We start from the raw sequence: 19,100 nt of genomic DNA, 5'->3' as shown, positions 1-19,100 counted from the left end.
GCCATCGTCGGCACCCTGGTCGGTGCGCTGACCGGTGCCGTGGTCGCCCACTACCTGCCGGCGGAATGGCTGAACAAAATGCTGCCGGTGATCGTGTTCGCCTGCGGCCTGTACCTGTTGTTCGGCGGCACGCCGAAAGCGCCGCTGGACAGCGACGCCCCGATCAAGAAGAAGTGGCAATCGACCCAGGGCTTCACTCTGGGCTTCTACGATGGCGTGGCGGGTCCCGGCACCGGGGCGTTCTGGACCGTCAGCAGCCTGCTGATGTACCCGATCGACCTGGTCAAGGCCAGTGGTGTGGCGCGCAGCATGAACTTCGTCAGCAACATCGCGGCGCTGTCGGTGTTCGTGTTTTCCGGGCAAGTGGACTGGATCATCGGCCTGAGCATGGGCCTGTCGGTGATGGTCGGCGCATTCTTCGGTGCTCGCACCGCCATCAGCGGCGGCGCGAAATTCATTCGTCCGGTGTTCATCACCGTGGTGCTGGGACTGACCGTGCGCCTAGCCTGGCAACACTGGTTCAGCGTGGCCTAAGCGGCGGGCCACGTAGACGTCGATCAGGTAGCGGGCAATCGAGCGCGACGCCGGCAACGGCGGCAGCGCATGGACGTTGAACCACTGGGCGTCTTCGATCTCGTCTTCCTGACAGACGATTTCCCCGCCGGCGTATTCGGCATGGAAGCCCAGCATCATCGAATGCGGGAACGGCCAGCACTGGCTGCCCATGTACTGGATGTTCTTGACCTCGATCCGCACTTCCTCGCGCACTTCGCGGATCAGGCAGTCCTCGGCCGATTCGCCCGGCTCGGCAAACCCGGCCAGGGTGCTGTAGACCCCGCTGACAAACCGTGGCGAGCGCGCCAGCAGCACTTCGTCGCCACGGGTCACCAGCACGATCATGCTCGGTGAAATGCGCGGGTAGCTGCGCAGGTCGCAGGGCTGGCAATACATCGCACGTTCGCGCGGCACCTGAGTCATGGCCTGGCCGCAATTACCGCAGAAGCGATGCTCACGGGCCCAGGTGCCGATCTGTGCGGCGTAACCCAGTACCTTGTACAGCGTGTGATCGCCTTCGAGCATGAACGCCCGCAGGCCTTTCCAGTTGCAGCCCGGCACTTCGCTGGCGTGGTGCAGTTCCAGCAGGTAGACCGGCTCGCCGTCGAGGTGACCGATGCCATGTTCGGCCAGAACCGACAGGTCCTGACGCTTGAGCCATTCCCGGGGGAACAGCGCGCCATTGTCATCGAACAGGAAGCCTTCGGGGCTGCGGGCCACGGCCCAGCCGCCCGGTTGATCGGTGTCCAGTACTGCGGTGGTCCAGCGTGAAGTCATTTTTCAATCAATCCAGAAATTCGGGTTTCTGTTTGCTCATATGGGCGGCCATGGCCACGCGCAGATCGGTGGATTGCAGCATGGCGGCGTTCCAGGTGGCGACGTATTCCAGGCCGTCATCGATACGATGATCGCGCATGTAGCTGATCATCTCCTTGGTGCCGGTGACGGCAATCGGCGACTTGCTCGCAATCTCCCGGGCGATGCCCATGACACCGTCGAGCAGGCTGGCGGTATCGCTGTAGACCCGGTTGACCAGGCCCATGCCCCGCGCTTCCCCGGCGCCGAATGTGCGACCAGTGTAAGCCAGTTCGCGCAGCATGCCGTCACCGATGATCCGCGGCAAGCGTTGCAAGGTGCCGACGTCGGCGGCCATGCCGATGTCGATTTCCTTGATCGAGAACTGCGCGTCTTCGGCGGCGTAGCGCATGTCGCAGGCGGCGATCAGGTCGATGGCACCGCCCAGGCAATAGCCCTGGATGGCGGCGAGCACCGGTTTGCGGCAACGGTCGACGGCGTTGAAGGAAGCTTGCAGGGTGAGGATCTTGCGTCGCAGCAGGCGCGCATTGCGGCCCACGTCCTTGCCCAGTTCATTGGCCACGTTGGCCAGCATCATCAGGTCGATGCCCGAGGAGAAATGCTTGCCAGCCCCGCTTAGCACCACCACCCGCACTTCGTCGGTGTCGTCGACCCACTGGAAGATCTCGACGATTTCGCTCCAGAAGGCCGCATTCATCGAGTTGATCTTTTCCGGACGATTGATCTGCACATGAGCGATTTTATCGGCCAGTTCGACGCTGAACGCGGTGTATTGGGACATGTCGGTGATCCTTTGGCGGGCAAAAAAGAGGCGTCGACTATACCAAGGCAGTGTGGGGGTGGTTCGGCCAAAAGCGGGACCGTTGAGGCTATGTGACGTAGGTACTGGCCTCTGTGGTCAGGTTATTTATACCCTCACCACAGTTTACTGGGCGCATAACCTCTCGATTTGGGCTTCCCTTGCTGTAGACGCCAGAAAGAAAATGAATAATTGTTTACCCTGCGGTGTTGAGGTTCTGCTGTTCACTGCTGCACAACTTTCTCGGCCTGTTCACTGTCCCAATCCTGACACCCGTGGAGCACCTGCCCATGAATAGCCGTTATGCAATGTTAGCCGCCCCGCTGTTGCTCGCCGTTGCCTTGTCCAGTGCCCAGGCATGGGCCAATGGCGAAGAAGACACCCCCGCCAAACCGCAATGTCCCAAAGGCCAGGTTTTCGACAAGAAGGCGCAGAAATGCGTGCTGCAGACCAGCCAGCGGGTGCCCGACGCCGACCGTACCGACTACGCCTATCAACTGGCCAAGGACGGGCGCTACGAAGAAGCCCTGGCGCTGCTCGACACCCTGCAGAACCCCAACACGGCCAAAGCCCTGAACTACCGCGGCTACGCCACCCGCAAACTGGGCCGCACCGACGAAGGCATCGGTTACTACCTGCAATCGGTCAAGCTCGACCCGCATTACGCCAAAGTCCGCGAATACCTGGGCGAAGCCTATGTGATCAAGGGTCAACTGGATCTGGCCCAGCAGCAGTTGCAACAGATCAAATCGATTTGCGGCAATACCACGTGCGAGGAGTATCAGGACCTGGCCGAAGCCATCAACGGCTCGTCCAAGACCTGACCGTCGCCGCCTCCCTGTGGGGGCCAGATGCTCCTACAGGGGACCGGACTTTGTCAGTTCCTGAACTTTGGGAAACTCCCCCGCCGCGCCCGTGACCAGGGTGTACCTGACTTTGTCGCCGACCAGAAAATAGTCGTCGCCGTCAGCGGTTATGTTCAGCCCGATGCGCACCGCCAGTCTGGAATGGCCGTCGTCAGCCATCACGATGGCGAATTTGGTCGACGTTGCATCGACCCAAACCTTGCGGATGGCGTTGATCGTGCCACGGCCGGTCTTTTTTCCTGTGGTTGGCGCTCCCATTTCTACCCTCCAGTCATCAGTGCGTGGCGCGACAGCCTGACTGCGTAGGCACAATGAAACGCTCAAGCGCTGAACCTGACTACTGTCAGGATTGACAGATTTCAGGGTCAGCGCACTACCGTTTGTCACATTTGCAGGGTCAGCCCGGTGTCGGCAGCCATAACCGAAAGCGCGCCCCTCCCAGTGGCGATGCTTGAACCGTGAGCGTTCCGCCCTGGGCTTCCAGCGCCCGGCGACTGATCGCCAGCCCCAGGCCAAACCCGCCCGTGGCCCGATCGCGGCTACGGTCCAGGCGATAGAAAGGTTCGAAGATCCGCTCGCGCTCATCGTCCGGAATGCCGATGCCGTCATCGTCGACCCAGATTTCACAGCCCTTGGGGCACACCTGCACGCCGATCTGGATGCGCTTTTCGCAGTAGCGCATGGCATTGCGCAGCAGGTTTTGCAGGGCACGGGCGGTCAGGCGCGGGTCGAGGCTGAAGCGTTCGAGTTGGCCGTGGAGCAGCACGTCGATGACGATGTCCGGTGATTGCTCCTCATCGACACTGCCCAGGATGCTATCGATGAATTCATCCAGCGACACCTCGACCTGTTCCGGCACCCGCGCCGGATTTTGCAGGCGGCTGTAGGACAGCAGCTCCAGCACCAATTCATCGAGTTCGCGGATGTGATCCACCAGGCCTTGCAGGCGTTCGCGGCTGGCGGCGGGCATGTCGTCGGACAGCGCCAGGGCCAGACCGAAATCCAGGCGAGTCAGGGGCGTGCGCAGTTCATGGGACACCGCGTTGAGCAGGTCACGCTGCTGGTTCAACAGGTTTTCGATGTCGCCAGCCATGGTGTCGAAGACATTGGCCAGGCTGCCGATGTTGGAACTGGGGGCAATGTGCGTGCGCTCGCTCAGGTGGCCCTTGCCGAAGCGTTCGGCCGCGCCTTTCAGCCGTTCCAGGTCACGCCAGTGCGGCCGCAGCCACAGCAACAGGCAGGCGAGCATGGTGGCGCCGATCAGCACGTTGATGCTCCAGTACAGCAAGCTGACGTCCATCGGGTCTGGCGGCACCACCATCTGCACCACGGTGAGCTCGTCCAGCGGCGCCACCGCCAGGGTGCGCCAGCCCCAGTCGCCGATGCGCACCACGTTTTCGCCGCGCTGCAAACGCTGCTGCTCATTGGCGGAAAAAACCGGGTCGTCATTGCGGCTGAGCACGATGTGCAGCGGGGCGAAATCCTTGTCCATTTGCGCCGCCAGTGCCGGCCATTGCTCGCTGGGCACGGTCTTGAACTGCTTGACCATCAGGGTTTGCAGGCCTCGGGAGTAGTCGAGGTTGTAGGTCACGAAACGTTCGTGGAAGACCTTGATCACCAGGTCCGGCACCAGATAGATCGCGGCGCTGAACGAGACGATGGTCACCAGGTACAGGCGAAAGAGAATTCTGAACATCGACTCAGCATTCCCATTCGGAACGGCTGAACAGGTAGCCCTTGCCCCACACCGTCTTGATCTTGCGCGCTTCGCCGGCGTTGTCGTCGAACTTGCGCCGCAGCTTGGAGATCGCCACGTCCACCGAGCGGTCGGTGCCGTTGAATTCGATGCCGCGCAAACGTTGCAGGATCTGGTCGCGACTGAGCACTTCGCCGGCATGCCGGGCCAGCACCACCAGCAGGTTGTATTCGCCGCTGGACAGCTCCACCGGTTGTTCGCGCCAGGTCACGGTGCGCTCCGACAGGTCGATGCACAGGTTGCCCATGAGGATGCGGTCGTTGGCGGTCTGCGGTTCGCTCAGGCTGCTGCGGCGCAGCAAGGTGCGTACCCGGGCCAGCAGGACCCGGGGCTCGCAGGGTTTGGTCACGTAATCGTCGGCGCCCATTTCCAGGCCCAGCACCTGATCGTGGCTGTCGTCGCGGGCGGTGAGCATCAGGATCGGCACGCTGGCCGAATCGGCGCGCAGCAGGCGACAGACCTGCAGGCCGTCGAGACCGGGCAGCATCAGGTCGAGGATCACCAGGTCCGGTGGGTTGAGCCGCGTCCATTCGCGCACCTGGTCGCCACGGCCGATGACGCTGACGGAGTAGCCGTTGCGTTCCAGGTAACTGGCGATCAGTTCGGCGAGGGCGGTGTCGTCTTCGACCAGGAGGATGTTGGGCATGGGTGTTTCCAGAAAGTGCGGTGGCGATCATGGCGGCCCCTTCGCGAGCAAGCCCGCTCCCACAGGGGGAACGCATTCCAAATGTGGGAGCGGGCTTGCTCGCGAAAGCGGCCTGATAGGCGCTATGGGCGTCAAGGGCTCAAGGATATACGCCCTCCGTTGCACCTGAGTAAAACCCTTACACAATTTCACACAGCTCCAACAAAGCTTCACCGCTACCCTCGCCACCGCCCAGTAGGATGCTGGGGGTCATTATTGGGGTAATTCATGTCTAACCATCTGCTTGCCAGGCTCAGCCTCCTGGCGCTGGCATTGATGCTCAGCGCCTGCGACAAGGCGCCGAATGCCGAGGAACCGGCGCCACTGGCGACCGTGCGCATCGAGACCATCGAAAGCCGACCACTGACCATCAGCAGCGAATTGAGCGGACGCATCGCCGCGCCGCGCATCGCCGAAGTCCGCGCCCGGGTCGCTGGCGTAGTGCTGCAGCGGACTTTCCGTGAAGGCAGCGACGTGAAACAGGGCGACGTGCTGTTTCGCATCGACCCGGCACCGCTCAAGGCCGACCTCGACAGCGCCGAAGCCGCGCTGCGCAAGGCCGAGGCCAATGCGTTCCAGGCCCGGTTGCAGGAGCAGCGCTACGCCCAGTTGATCGACGACAAGGCCATCAGCGGACAGGACTACGACAACGCACGGGCCGCCGTGCGCCAGACCGCCGCTGACGTCGCCGCCAACAAGGCCGCCGTGGAGCGCGCCAGGCTCAACCTCGGCTATGCCACCGTCACCGCGCCGATTTCCGGGCGCATCGGCCGGGCGCTGGTCACCGAAGGCGCGCTAGTGGGCCAGAACGAAACCACACCGCTGGCGCTGATCCAGCAACTGAACCCGATCCACGCCGACCTCACCCAATCGACCCGCGAACTCAACGACCTGCGCCGGGCCTTCCGTTCCGGCCAGTTGCAGGCAGTCGGCCAGGGCCAGGCCAAGGCCACGCTGATCCAGGACGATGGCAGTCTCTATCCGTTACCGGGCAAGCTGCTGTTCAGCGACATCACGGTCGACCCCGGCACCGGCCAGATCATCCTGCGCAGCGAATTCCCCAACCCCGACCTCGACCTGCTGCCCGGCAGCTTCGTGCGGGTGCGCCTGGAGCAGGCGGTCAACCAGCAAGGCATCAGCGTGCCGCAACGGGCGATCCAGCGTGACAGTGCCGGGATTGCCCAGGTGTTGCTGCTCGACGATGAGCTGCGGGTCGGCCAGCAACAGGTCGAACTGGGCGCCGTGCAGAACGACCGCTGGGTCGTCACCGGTGGCTTGAAGCCCGGCGACCGCATCGTCATCGAAGGCCTGCAACACGCCAAGCCTGGCGAAAAAGTGCAGATCGACGACACCCCTCTTCCACTTGCCCAGGCTTCTGGTCAATAAGCAGGACGCTTGTTTATGCCGCAGTTCTTTATCGACCGCCCGGTGTTCGCCTGGGTGGTCGCCCTGTTCATCCTGCTGGCCGGCGCCCTGGCCATCCCGCAATTGCCGGTGGCGCAGTACCCCGACGTGGCGCCGCCGCAAATCGAGATCTATGCCGTGTACCCCGGTGCCTCGGCGCAGACCGTGGACGAAAGCGTGGTCAGCCTGATCGAGGAAGAACTCAACGGCGCCGATCACCTGCTGTATTTCGAGTCGCAGAGTAGTCTGGGCAGCGCCACCATCAAGGCCACCTTCCAGCCGGGCACCGACCCGGAAATGGCCCAGGTCGATGTGCAGAACCGCCTGAAAGTCGTGGAGTCGCGTCTGCCGCAAGCGGTCAACCAGCAGGGTTTGCAAGTGGAGAAAGTCTCCGCAGGCTTCCTGCTGTTGATCACCCTGACCTCCACCGACGGCAAGCTCGACGACGTGGCGCTCAGCGATTACCTGGCGCGCAACGTGATGAACGAGATCAAGCGTCTGGACGGCGTCGGCAAGGCCCAGTTGTACGGCGCCGAACGGGCCATGCGCATCTGGATCGACCCGCAGAAGCTGATCGGTTTCAACCTGACCCCGGCGGACGTCAACGCCGCCATCGTCGCGCAGAACGCCCAGGTCTCGGCGGGCAGCATCGGCGACCTGCCGACCCGCAGCACCCAGGAAATCACCGCGACCATCCTGGTCAAGGGCCAGCTATCGACCCCTGAAGAATTCGCCGACATCGTGCTCAAGGCCAACCCCGATGGTTCCACGGTGCGCATCGCCGATGTGGCGCGGGTCGAGATTGGCAGCCAGGAATATCAGTTCGGCACGCGCCTGAACGGCAAGCCCTCCACCGCCGTCGGCGTGCAACTGTCCCCCGGCGCCAACGCCTTGAGCACCGCGACCCTGGTGCGGGCGAAGATGGATGAGTTGGCGCGCTATTTCCCGGCCCACGTCGAGTACAAGATCCCCTACGACACCTCGCCCTTCGTCAAGGTCTCTATCACCAAAGTGGTCTACACCCTGCTCGAGGCCATGGTGCTGGTGTTCGCGGTGATGTTCCTGTTCCTGCAGAACATTCGCTATACGCTGATCCCGACCCTGGTGGTGCCCGTGGCGTTGATGGGCACTTTCGCGACCATGCTGGCCCTGGGCTTTTCGATCAACGTGCTGACCATGTTCGGCATGGTGCTGGCCATCGGCATCCTGGTGGACGACGCCATTGTGGTGGTGGAAAACGTCGAACGGATCATGGCCACTGAAGGCCTGTCGCCCAAGGAAGCGACGCGCAAGGCGATGAAGCAGATCACCGGGGCGATCATCGGCATCACCCTGGTGCTGGTGGCAGTGTTCATCCCGATGGCGTTCATGCAGGGTTCGGTCGGGGTGATCTACCGGCAGTTCTCGTTGTCGATGGCCACCTCGATCCTGTTCTCGGCCTTCCTCGCCCTGACCTTGACCCCGGCCCTGTGCGCGACTTTGCTCAAGCCGATCGCCAAGGGCGAACATCACGAAAAAACCGGGTTCTTCGGCGGGTTCAATCGGCGCTTCGAACAACTGACAGACCGCTATCAAGGCTGGGTGGCCCATGCGTTGAAACGTAGCGGTCGTTACCTGCTGATTTACCTCGTACTGCTGATCGGCCTCGGGATTTGTTTCAGTCGCCTGCCCTCCTCGTTCCTGCCGGTGGAGGATCAGGGCTACACCATCACCGACATTCAACTGCCACCGGGGGCGAGCAAGAACCGCACGGTGCAAGTGGTGGAGCAGATCGAAGCGCACAACGCCACCGAACCAGGCGTAGGCGACAGCACGGTGATCCTCGGTTTCAGCTTCTCCGGCAGCGGGCAGAACGCGGCGCTGGCCTTCACCACGCTCAAGGACTGGTCCGAGCGCGGCAGCGACGATTCGGCGACCTCGATTGCCGACCGCGCCAACATTGCCCTGAGCCAGATCAAGGACGCCGTGGCCTTCGCGATATTGCCGCCACCGGTCGACGGCCTGGGCACCTCCAGCGGTTTCGAGTTCCGCTTGCAGGACCGCGGCGGCCTGGGCCATGCCACGCTGATGCAGGCACGCACTGAGTTGCTGGCGGCCGCCGAGAAGAGCCCGATCCTGATGAACGTGCGCGAAAGCGCCCTGGCCGAAGCGCCCCAGGTGCAGTTGATCGTCGATCGCAAACAGGCCAACGCCCTGGGCGTGTCCTTTGCCGACATCGGCAGCGTGTTGTCCACCGCCGTGGGTTCGAGCTACATCAACGACTTCCCCAATCAGGGGCGCATGCAGCGGGTGGTGGTCCAGGCCGAGGGCGATCAACGCAGCCAGGTCGCCGACCTGTTGAAGATCCATGTGCGCAACAGCAGCGGCAACATGGTGCCGCTGTCGGCTTTCGTCCAGGCCAAATGGACCCAGGGCCCGGCGCAGTTGACCCGCTACAACGGCTACCCGGCGATCAGCATTTCCGGCGAACCGAAACCGGGGTACAGCACCGGTGAAGCCATGGCGGAGATCGAACGGCTGGTCGCTCAGGGGCCCGCAGGACTGGGGCAGGAATGGACCGGTTTGTCGTTGCAGGAGCGGCTGTCCGGCAGCCAGGCACCGATCCTGCTCGGGCTGTCGCTGCTGATCGTGTTCCTGTGCCTGGCGGCGCTGTACGAGAGCTGGTCGATTCCGACCTCGGTGCTGCTGGTGGTGCCGCTGGGCGTGTTGGGTGCGGTGCTGGCGGTGACCCTGCGCGGCATGCCCAACGATGTGTTCTTCAAGGTCGGGCTGATCACCATCATCGGCCTGTCGGCAAAGAACGCGATCCTGATCATCGAATTCGCCAAGAGCCTGTACGACGAAGGCCACGACCTGATCGACGCCACCTTGCAAGCGGCGCGCCTGAGGCTGCGGCCGATCGTGATGACGTCGCTGGCGTTCATCCTCGGCGTGGTGCCGCTGGCGATCGCCACTGGCGCCAGTTCCGCCAGCCAGCAAGCCATCGGTACCGGGGTGATTGGCGGGATGATCACCGCGACCCTGGCGGTAATATTCGTGCCGGTGTTTTTTGTGGTGGTGATGAAGCTGGTGCGCCGGCGCCACACAAAAACCTGACCTACACCATCCACCTGATGGGGGAGCGGGCTTGCTCGCGAAGGCGGCGTATCAGTCGACATCACCAGTGACTGACACACCGCTTTGGCGAGCAAGCCCGTTCCCACAGTGGTCACAACTGTCATCGCTGGGCTAATGTGTTGGCATTCCCTGCCCCCATCGAGCCTCCATGCCTTTCCTCACCCACACCCACCCTCGCCTCTCCGCCGCCACCACCCTCGGCATCGCCCTGGGCATTCTGGCGCCGACCGATTCGATCATCAGCAAAATCCTCATCGGCTGGAACGTCGGCGTCTGGACCTATCTGGTGCTCATGCTCTGGCTGACCGTGCGTTCCAAGGCCACGGACGTGCGGCGCATCGCCGAAATCGAGGACGAAAACGCCGGCCTGGTGCTGTTCGTGGTGTGCATCGCCGCGATTGCCAGCCTGGCGACCATCACCTTCGAACTGGCCGGCAGCAAGGAACTGGCGATCGCCCACAAACTGATGCACTACGCTTTTACCGCGCTGACCGTGATTGGTTCATGGCTGCTGATCGGGGTGATTTTCAGCGTGCACTACGCGCGGCTGTTCTACACCTGGGAAGGCAAGGAGTCGCCGCTGCGTTTTGCCGAAGGGCTGACCACCCCCAACTATTGGGATTTCCTGTACTTCTCGTTCACCATCAGCGTGGCCGTGCAGACCTCGGACGTGGGCGTAGCTACGCGCCAGATGCGCAAGATCGTGCTGGCGCAGTCGCTGATCGGTTTTCTGTTCAATACCGCGATCCTGGGGTTTTCGATCAATATCGCGGCCGGGTTGTTTGGCTGATCACAGGGTCTTCACCTCCAGGGTGGCGGGCGGCGAATAGCGTTGCGAGGCATCGTTGGCGCTGACCGCGACGCTGTAGGTGCTCCCCGACTTCAACCCGATGAAGGTCACGTCCAGGGCCGGCCCCTGGGCGGATCGGCTAGAACCTTTGTGGTTGTCCACTTCGGATTTGTAGTTGATCAGGCCGATGGCCTCGTCCGGCCTGTCCCACGCCAGCACAATGCTCGAGCGGGTGACGTTGACCACTCGCAGATTGCGCGGCGCATCCAGAAAGGGCGTCTGGACGGTAATCGCCTGACTGAGCTCGGAACGGTTGCCGAAGGCATCCAGCGCCCGCACCGCAAATGCATACCGGGTTTGCGGGACAAGCCCTGTTGCCGAATAGCTCGGTGTGGCGTCCCTGGTCGTATCGATCACCACATTGTCCTTGAGCACTTCATAGCGAACGACTTTGACATTGTCGGCCGCGCCCGCCCAGACCAGCACCGTCGCCCTGCTGGACAGGTTCAACGCCCTGAGCCCGGTCGGTTTGCCGGGCGGCGTGATATCCAGCGTCGCAGGATCGGAAAGGTCGCCCCTGACGCTTCTGGCGCGCACCTGCACATCAGGGGTGCGCTGCCCGGCGGGTTCGCTGATCCGATACACGAGGCCACGGACCGCGGCGGTGAACTGCCCTTTGTGTGAAACCACATAGTCCGACACCGGTTCTCCGCCGGCCGGCGCCGTCCAGTTCAGCGTCATGCCGGAGTCGGTCAGGTCGCACGCTCGTAAATCAACCGGCGCGGGCGGGCTTGGGTGAATATCAATGCAGCCGGGTTCCGACACGCTGCCGTTGGCGCCCTTGACCCGCACCTGGATGCGGTGGAGCGAGGGGCTCAAACGCAATTCATAGGGTGAGTGCGCAACGTCCAGGGTATTGAACGAACTGCTCGACAACTCATAGCCCACCGCATCCGGACACAAGCCACAGGTTGCATAGGGCTCGTCCCAGGTCAGGGTGGCTGTCGTGGAGGATGTGCGGTGGCCTTTCAAATTGCCCGGGCTGCAGATCTGTACGCCTGGATCACTCAAGGACTTGCCCATTGCTAATACTCCCTATCGGCTTGGATATCGGCCGTTTTACGCCTTTCGCCTCACTTTCTCACCTGACAGAAATGACAGTTGTCCAGGCCAACTCCTGTGTGCAAGCCTGCACAATTGTTCTAGACACTCACCCACCCTCGGAGCGATAACGGACCATCAGCCCGAAGCCTTGCCCATGAACCCACACAACTGGATCGACATCGCCCAGGACCGCGACACCGGTATCGAGACGCTGCGCGCGCATTTCGAGGGCCATGCCTACGACCCGCACTGGCATGACAGTTATCTGGTGGGCGTGACCGAGCAAGGCGTGCAGCAATTCAACTGTCGCCGCGCCAGGCACCAGAGCACGCCGGGCAAGGTGTTTTTGCTGGAGCCGGGGGACATTCACGACGGCGAAGCACCGACCGCCGACGGCTTTACCTACCGCATGCTGTACCTCGACCCACAGTGGCTCGAACGCGAACTGCGTGCCCTGTTCGACAACACGCCGGACAACAGTGAGTTGAGCTTCGCCAACACCCTGACCACGGATGTGCGCCTGGCCCAGGCCACCAGCCTGGCGTTTCAGACCTTGCACATGGGCGAACTGAAAATCGTGCGCCAGACCGCCCTCGACGCGTTGCTCGAACGCCTGACCACCCACCTGCACTGGCGCACCCGCTATAGCGAGGACCCGCGTCTGCCGCTGGTCGCGCAGAAGGCCCGAGAGTACCTGCACGCCCATGCCCACGAAGACATCGGCCTCGATCAACTGGCCGCTGCCACCGGTGTCGACCGCTTCCGCCTGACCCGCGCATTCAAGGCCGCCTACGGCATGGCGCCCCACGGCTATCTGGTGCAACTGCGCCTGGCCACTGCCCGGCGGATGCTGGCCCGGGGCGAGCAACCGGCGATGGTGGCGATGGCGCTGGGGTTTGCCGACCAGAGTCATCTGGGGCGCTGGTTCGTGCGGGCCTACGGCATGACGCCGGCGCTGTACCGCAAGCGCTGCTCAAATCTTCCAGACAGCTGACCCGCGCGATTGTGAAGATCGACTTCACTGATCTTCTCCGGAGTTGCCTGCGATGTTCCCAACGTTACTGCCCTTCCTGCTGTTTGCCTTCGTGGCCTCGATCACCCCCGGACCGACCAACATCCTGGTGCTGAGCAACAGTGCTCGATACGGCCTGGCGGCTGCGGTGCCTATCGTGATCGGCGGTTGTGCCGGCGCGGCTGCCATCGTGTTGCTGGTGGGCAGTGGCGTGGGTTCGTCGCTCACGGCGTTTCCCGTCGTGCAAACGGTGATGCAATGGCTTGGCGTAGCCTGGCTCAGTTACCTGGCGTGGCAGATCTTCAGTGCGCCTGCCCAGGCGCTGAACGCCCAGGACGCAATGGCCCGCTTGGGGCTGCTGGGCGCCGCGAGCCTGCAATTGATCAACCCGAAAACCTGGATGATGGCACTGGCAGTGGTCAGCGTATTCGCCGGCGGCGGCGAACAGCGTCTGGCCCACGTCATGTCATTGTCCCTGGCGTTTTTCCTGATTTCCCTGCCCTGTCTCGGCGCCTGGGCTTTGCTAGGCGCCGGTTCTGCCCGTTGGCTGCAGTCGCCGCGCGCCATGAGACGGTTCAACCGCTGCATGGCTTTGTTACTGCTGATCTCGGCCTGGCTCAGCATTTTGCTCTGAGCCCATCCGTCGGCCATTGTCGGACAATCTGCTCGCGAGGGCTTGACGGCGGATCCGCTTCTGGTGTCTTCTGAAACCGGTTTCAGTGCAACCTCACGACGCACTCAAACCCAATAAATCCAAAAACAAGGTTGATCCCGTGAACGACTTTTCCGCCGCCCAGCGCAGCCGCGTGACCATGCTCGATGTTGCCGAACACGCCAAGGTGTCCAAGGCCAGCGTGTCGCGGTTCATCGGGGAAGATCGCGCCCTGCTGTCCGATGCCATCGCCTTGCGCATCGAGCAGGCGATCGCCGAGCTGGGTTATCGCCCGAACCAGATGGCCCGCGGCCTCAAGCGCGGGCGTACCCGCCTGATCGGCATGCTGGTGGCCGATATCCGCAACCCCTATTCGATCGCCGTGATGCACGGGGTGGAAACCGCCTGCCGCCAGCACGGCTACAGCCTGGTGGTGTGCAACACCGACCGCGACGACGAGCAGGAACGCCAGCACCTGGCCCTGCTGCGTTCCTACAATATCGAAGGCCTGATCGTGAATACCCTCGGCCATCACCGTGATGAACTGCGCGAACTGCACCGGGAAATGCCCCTGGTGCTGGTGGACCGCAAGGTCGAGCACCTGGACAGCGACATGGTCGGGCTCGACAACCCGGCCGCCGTCGAGATCGCCCTCGCCCACTTGGAACAACGCGGCTATCGCGATGTGTTGATGGTCACCGAACCGTTTGACGGCACCAGTTCGCGAATTGAGCGGGTCGAGAGTTTCAAGGCGCAGATTGCCCGGCGTCCTGCCCTGCGTGGCGCCTTGATCGAAACCGGCACTGAGCTGACCGCCCATCTGAAGAACTTCCTGGACACCACCGGCCCCGGCCCGAAAGCGCTGTTCTGCGGCAACGGTATCGCCGCGCTGGCCAGCACCCATGCCTTGCGCGAGTTGCAGTGCAGGCTGTTCGAGGATGTCGGCTTGATCGCTCTGGATGACCTGGACTGGTACCCGCTGGTGGGCAGCGGCATCACCGCGCTGGCCCAGCCGACGGCGGAAATTGGCGCGAGTGCGTTCGAGTGTTTGCTCAAGCGCCTGCGCGGGGATGATGGGCCGGTGCGCACGCTGGATTTTTCGGCGCGGTTGATTGAGCGGGGGTCCACCTTTGGGAATGCCCGATGAATGGTCCGGCCTCTTCGCGAGCAAGCCCGCTCCCACAGTGGATTTGCAAATACAGCACCCCTGTGGGAGCGGGCTTGCTCGCGAAGGGGCCATCCCCCCACAGCAGATTTTTTTTGAACAAAAATGAAACCGGTTTCAGAGGTAGAAAAACAATGAACACACCCGCCGTTTCCATCAGCCTTTCCAGCTATGGCGCCGATCTGGTGCGCCAGCGCGGCCAAGGCAGTTTCATCGCCGTGTTGGCCGCCGCCGGGGCCACGCGCATTGAGTGGCGTGAAGAACTGCTGACCGTCGAAGACCCTGCCCGACTGGCCGACACCACCCAGGCCAATGGCCTGCAAAGTGTGTACTCCTCGCCCATGGAGCTGTGGCTGGCCGGGCAGTCGCACGCCAATCCCGAGTTGATCACCGCCCTGCAACGCGCCCACGCCTTCGGCGCCAAGTGGCTGAAGGTGTCGCTGGGCTATTTCACCGACAACAGCGACCTGCAGGCCCTGGCCCGGGTCCTGGCGCAAAGCCCGGTGCAATTGCTGGTGGAAAACGACCAGACCCTCCACGGCGGGCGCATCGAACCCTTCCAGCGTTTTTTCACCGCCGTCGAGCAGCACAACCTGCCGATCAAGATGACCTTCGACATCGGCAACTGGCACTGGCAGGACCAGTGCGCGACCCAGGCCGCGCGCCTGCTCGGGCGTCACGTCGGTTATGTGCATTGCAAAGCCGTGTCGCGCCGGGACGACGGCAAACTGGTGGCCATGCCACCGGCCGCCAGCGACCTGCAGCTATGGGAACAACTGCTGCGGCACATGGCCCAAGGCGTTATGCGGGCTGTGGAATATCCGCTGCAGGGTGGCGACCTGGTAAAGCTCACTACCGAACATGTGGCCGCGCTGGCCAGCCTCGGCCAAACCCGCCCGGAGCACGCCCATGTCTGAGATCGATATCCTCTCGTTCGGTGAAACCATGGCCATGTTCGTGGCCGATCACAACGGCGATCTGGCCAGGGTCGACCACTTTCACAAGCGCATTGCCGGGGCCGACAGCAATGTCGCCATCGGCTTGTCGCGGCTGGGGTTCAAGGTGGCCTGGCTGAGCCGGGTCGGCGCCGATTCCTTCGGCCGATTCGTGGTCGACACCCTGAAAAACGAAGGCCTGGATTGCAGCCACGTGGCCATCGATCCGGTGCACCCGACCGGTTTCCAGCTCAAGTCGCGCACCGATGATGGCGACGATCCGCGGGTCGAGTACTTCCGCCGCGGTTCGGCGGCCAGCCACTTGTCGCCGCAGTCGATCATTCCCGAACTGCTCAAGGCCCGGCACCTGCACGCCACCGGCATTCCGCCGGCACTGTCGGACACGGCGCGGCAGATGTCCTTCGAATTGATGACCCGCATGCGCGAGGCCGGGCGCAGCGTGTCTTTCGACCCGAACCTGCGCCCGAGCCTGTGGGCCAGCACGCAGCAGATGATCACCGAGATCAACCGCCTCGCCGCCCTCGCCCACTGGGTGCTGCCGGGGTTGAGCGAAGGGCGTTTGCTCACCGGGTTTGAAGACCCGGCCGACATTGCCGCGTTCTACCTGGACCAGGGTGCCGAAGCGGTGGCAATCAAGCTCGGGCCCCATGGCGCTTACTACCGCACGCAGCTGGACGAAGGCTTCGTGGCGGGCGTGCCGGTGGAGACCGTGGTGGATACGGTCGGTGCCGGCGACGGGTTTGCCGTCGGCATGATCAGCGCGTTGCTGGAGAACCACAGCTTTGCCGACGCCGTGCAGCGCGCCAACTGGATTGGCAGCCGGGCGGTGCAGAGTCGGGGGGATATGGAGGGTTTGCCGACCCGGGCCGAGATGGCCGTTGAATTCGATGCCGCCATTCGCGAGCAAGCCCGCTCCCACAAGGGCAACACCGTACCTGTGGGAGCGGGCTTGCTCGCGAAGAGGCCCGCACCGTCACTCGAGATTTAAACCGTTACCTGCTGCGACAAAAACAACAAGCTCAGGAGCACCACTGATGAAAACCGCAACCCTCGCCGCCCGCCGCTGGTGGTACATCATGCCCATCGTGTTCATCACCTACAGCCTGGCGTATCTGGACCGCGCCAACTATGGGTTCGCTGCCGCGTCCGGCATGGCCGCCGACCTGATGATCACCCCGGGCCTGTCGTCGATGCTCGGCGCGCTGTTCTTCCTTGGCTACTTTTTCTTCCAGGTGCCTGGTGCGATCTACGCGCAGAAGCACAGCGTCAAGAAGCTCATTTTCGTCAGCCTGATCCTCTGGGGTGGCCTGGCGACACTGACCGGTATCGTCTCCAACGCCTACTGGCTGATCGTCATCCGCTTCATGCTCGGCGTGGTCGAAGCGGCGGTGATGCCGGCGATGCTGATCTACCTGTGCCACTGGTTCACCCGTGCCGAACGCTCCCGGGCCAACACCTTCCTGATCCTCGGCAACCCGGTGACCATGCTGTGGATGTCGGTGGTCTCGGGCTACCTGGTGCAGCACTTCAGCTGGCGCTGGATGTTCATCATCGAAGGCTTGCCGGCGGTGCTCTGGGCCTTCATCTGGTGGCGCCTGGCCGATGACCGTCCGGCCCAGGCCACGTGGCTCAGCGATGCAGAGAAGCAGGATCTGGAAAGTGCCCTGGCTGCCGAGCAGGTCGGCATCAAAGCGGTGAAGAACTACGCCGAAGCCTTTCGCTCGCCCAAGGTGATCCTCCTGGCCCTGCAGTTTTTCTGCTGGAGCATTGGCGTGTACGGTTTCGTGCTGTGGCTGCCGTCGATCCTCAAGGCCGGCGCGCAGATGGACATGATCGAGGCCGGCTGGCTGTCGGCATTGCCGTACCTGGCGGCGGTGATCGGCATGCTGCTGGTGTCCTGGGGCTCGGACAAATTGCAGAAGCGCAAACGCTTCGTCTGGCCGCCGCTGCTGATCGCCTCCATCGCGTTCTATGCCTCTTATGCCCTGGGTGCCGAGCACTTCTGGTGGTCCTACACCTTGCTGGTGATTGCCGGCGCCTGCATGTATGCGCCGTACGGACCGTTTTTCGCGATCATCCCGGAAATCCTGCCCGCCAACGTCGCCGGTGGCGCCATGGCGTTGATCAACAGCATGGGCGCGCTGGGTTCGTTTGGCGGGTCCTATCTGGTTGGCTACCTGAACAGCTCCACCGGTTCGCCCGGCGCATCGTACCTGTTGATGAGCGGTGCGCTGATGGTCTCGGTGGTGCTGACGATCGCCCTCAAGCCCGGCGCCAGTGACCGCGAGTGCCCCTCGGTGGCCCTGAACCGCCACGCACATCCTTGAATTGATAAAGAGACTGACGATGAAAAAGCAGGTCGTGCTGTACAAGAAACTCTCGCCGCCGCTGATGGCTCGTCTGCAAGCGCAAGTCGACGTGACGCTGATCGACCGCCTGGACGCCGACGGTCTGGCGCAACTGCGCGCCGCCCTGCCCCGCGCCCACGGTCTGCTGGGTGCGAGCCTGAAGCTGGATGCGGAACTGCTGGATCTGGCGCCCGAACTGCAAGCGATTGCCAGCGTTTCGGTGGGGGTCGATAACTATGACATCGATTACCTGACCGAACGGCGCATCCTGCTGAGCAACACGCCTGATGTGCTCACCGAGACGACCGCCGACACCGGTTTTGCGCTGATTCTGGCCACGGCCCGGCGTGTGGTGGAGCTGGCCAATGTGGTGCGTAACGGCCAGTGGAACAGCAACGTCGGCCCCGCGCAGTTCGGTACCGATGTGCACGGCAAGACCCTGGGCATCATCGGCATGGGCCGTATCGGCGAGGCCCTGGCCCAGCGCGGGCATTTCGGGTTTGGCATGCCGGTGATCTATCACAGCCACTCGCCGAAACCGGCAGTGGAACAGCGGTTCGATGCGCAATACCGAAGCCTGCCGCAGTTGTTGCAGGAGGCTGATTTCATTTGCCTGACGTTGCCGCTGACTGCCCAAACCGAGAGATTGATCGGGGCTGAACAGTTCGCACTGATGGGCCCGCAGACGATCTTCATCAACATATCCAGGGGCAAGGTGGTGGATGAAGCCGCGATGATCGAGGCCTTGCGCGCGGGGCAGATTCGCGCGGCGGGGCTGGATGTGTTCGAGCGTGAGCCGCTGGACCCACAGTCGCCGTTGTTGCAGTTGGATAATGTGGTGGCCACCCCGCACATCGGCTCGGCGACCCATGAGACCCGGGAGGCCATGGCGACTTGTGCGGTGGACAACCTGCTGGCGGCGCTGGCGGGTGAGCGGCCGAAGAACCTGGTGAACGGGAGGGCCTGGAGGGCTTGAATCAGTTGGTGGCAGTCAGTCATCGCTTGCAGACGTTCACAGATCCATTGTGGGCTTGCTCGCGAAGGCGGCGTGTCAGTCAATACAGGTGTCGACTGA

The 19,100-nt window shown here is 63.0% G+C and carries 18 protein-coding genes; 12 read left to right on the top strand and 6 right to left on the bottom strand.

Features of this window, described 5'->3' with window-relative positions:
• A partial coding sequence (locus B0W55_RS23950) for a TSUP family transporter (RefSeq protein WP_175645559.1) occupies positions 1-534 on the top strand: 534 nt, incomplete at its 5' end.
• On the opposite strand, the gene nudC is transcribed toward B0W55_RS23950, so the two are convergent.
• A complete protein-coding gene (nudC, locus tag B0W55_RS23945; RefSeq protein ID WP_077048385.1) occupies positions 502-1,332 on the bottom strand; it encodes an NAD(+) diphosphatase in 831 nt (276 codons plus the stop codon). The genes B0W55_RS23950 and nudC overlap by 33 nt on opposite strands.
• A gap of 7 nt (positions 1,333-1,339) precedes the next feature.
• Positions 1,340-2,152, bottom strand: coding sequence for a crotonase/enoyl-CoA hydratase family protein (locus B0W55_RS23940; RefSeq protein ID WP_077048384.1), 813 nt, complete (start codon positions 2,150-2,152; stop codon positions 1,340-1,342).
• A 308-nt stretch (positions 2,153-2,460) separates the two neighbouring features.
• On the opposite strand from B0W55_RS23940, the gene B0W55_RS23935 reads away from it, so the two are divergent.
• Complete coding sequence (locus B0W55_RS23935; RefSeq protein WP_077048383.1) at positions 2,461-2,994, top strand: tetratricopeptide repeat protein; 534 nt, start codon at positions 2,461-2,463, stop codon at positions 2,992-2,994.
• 33 nt (positions 2,995-3,027) lie between these two features.
• On the opposite strand, the gene B0W55_RS23930 is transcribed toward B0W55_RS23935, so the two are convergent.
• The 3 genes from B0W55_RS23930 to B0W55_RS23920 form a co-directional block, all read right to left on the bottom strand.
• Complete coding sequence (locus B0W55_RS23930) at positions 3,028-3,294, bottom strand: hypothetical protein (protein ID WP_077048382.1); 267 nt, start codon at positions 3,292-3,294, stop codon at positions 3,028-3,030.
• Between the two features lie 139 nt (positions 3,295-3,433).
• Positions 3,434-4,732, bottom strand: coding sequence for an ATP-binding protein (locus B0W55_RS23925; RefSeq protein ID WP_077048381.1), 1,299 nt, complete (start codon positions 4,730-4,732; stop codon positions 3,434-3,436).
• A 4-nt stretch (positions 4,733-4,736) separates the two neighbouring features.
• The gene (locus B0W55_RS23920; protein ID WP_077048380.1) at positions 4,737-5,438 is read right to left on the bottom strand and encodes a response regulator transcription factor; all 702 of its coding nucleotides are present in this window, start codon (positions 5,436-5,438) and stop codon (positions 4,737-4,739) included.
• 267 nt (positions 5,439-5,705) lie between these two features.
• Between B0W55_RS23920 and B0W55_RS23915 the strand changes: the two genes are divergently transcribed.
• The 3 genes from B0W55_RS23915 (at position 5,706) to B0W55_RS23905 (ending at position 10,788) form a co-directional block, all read left to right on the top strand.
• Positions 5,706-6,863, top strand: a complete 1,158-nt coding sequence (locus tag B0W55_RS23915) for an efflux RND transporter periplasmic adaptor subunit (protein WP_077048379.1) — start codon at positions 5,706-5,708, stop codon at positions 6,861-6,863.
• 15 nt (positions 6,864-6,878) lie between these two features.
• Complete coding sequence (locus B0W55_RS23910; protein WP_077048378.1) at positions 6,879-9,977, top strand: efflux RND transporter permease subunit; 3,099 nt, start codon at positions 6,879-6,881, stop codon at positions 9,975-9,977.
• Positions 9,978-10,146: 169 nt separating this feature from the next.
• Positions 10,147-10,788, top strand: a complete 642-nt coding sequence (locus tag B0W55_RS23905) for a DUF1345 domain-containing protein (RefSeq protein WP_077048377.1) — start codon at positions 10,147-10,149, stop codon at positions 10,786-10,788.
• Here the strand turns inward: B0W55_RS23905 and B0W55_RS23900 are convergent, their stop codons facing one another.
• Positions 10,789-11,871, bottom strand: coding sequence for a fibronectin type III domain-containing protein (locus B0W55_RS23900; protein WP_077048376.1), 1,083 nt, complete (start codon positions 11,869-11,871; stop codon positions 10,789-10,791).
• A gap of 175 nt (positions 11,872-12,046) precedes the next feature.
• Between B0W55_RS23900 and B0W55_RS23895 the strand changes: the two genes are divergently transcribed.
• The 7 genes from B0W55_RS23895 to B0W55_RS23865 all read left to right on the top strand — a co-directional run bounded on the left by B0W55_RS23895 (position 12,047) and on the right by B0W55_RS23865 (position 19,001).
• Positions 12,047-12,886 carry an AraC family transcriptional regulator gene (locus B0W55_RS23895; protein ID WP_077048375.1) on the top strand — a complete coding sequence of 280 codons (840 nt, stop codon included), beginning with the start codon at positions 12,047-12,049 and terminating at the stop codon, positions 12,884-12,886.
• Between the two features lie 52 nt (positions 12,887-12,938).
• Entirely contained in the window at positions 12,939-13,538 is a 600-nt protein-coding gene (locus tag B0W55_RS23890; RefSeq protein WP_077048374.1) for a LysE family translocator, read from the top strand.
• Between the two features lie 139 nt (positions 13,539-13,677).
• A complete protein-coding gene (locus B0W55_RS23885) occupies positions 13,678-14,703 on the top strand; it encodes a LacI family DNA-binding transcriptional regulator (RefSeq protein WP_077048373.1) in 1,026 nt (341 codons plus the stop codon).
• 152 nt (positions 14,704-14,855) lie between these two features.
• Positions 14,856-15,638 (top strand): sugar phosphate isomerase/epimerase, encoded by a 783-nt coding sequence (locus B0W55_RS23880; protein ID WP_077048372.1) that lies wholly within the window; start codon positions 14,856-14,858, stop codon positions 15,636-15,638.
• Positions 15,631-16,665: a sugar kinase gene (locus B0W55_RS23875; RefSeq protein ID WP_077048371.1), complete on the top strand. Its 1,035-nt coding sequence runs from the start codon at positions 15,631-15,633 to the stop codon at positions 16,663-16,665. Before B0W55_RS23880 ends, B0W55_RS23875 begins: the two co-directional genes overlap by 8 nt.
• A gap of 46 nt (positions 16,666-16,711) precedes the next feature.
• Entirely contained in the window at positions 16,712-18,004 is a 1,293-nt protein-coding gene (locus B0W55_RS23870) for an MFS transporter (protein WP_077048370.1), read from the top strand.
• A 19-nt stretch (positions 18,005-18,023) separates the two neighbouring features.
• On the top strand, positions 18,024-19,001 hold the full coding sequence (locus B0W55_RS23865) for a D-glycerate dehydrogenase (RefSeq protein WP_077048369.1): 978 nt from the start codon (positions 18,024-18,026) through the stop codon (positions 18,999-19,001).
• Positions 19,002-19,100 lie beyond the last annotated feature (99 nt).

Origin of the sequence: Pseudomonas sp. KK4 (assembly GCF_001984065.1) — a bacterium.
Lineage (GTDB): Bacteria > Pseudomonadota > Gammaproteobacteria > Pseudomonadales > Pseudomonadaceae > Aquipseudomonas.
This window is presented reverse-complemented; position numbering and strand designations above follow the sequence as displayed.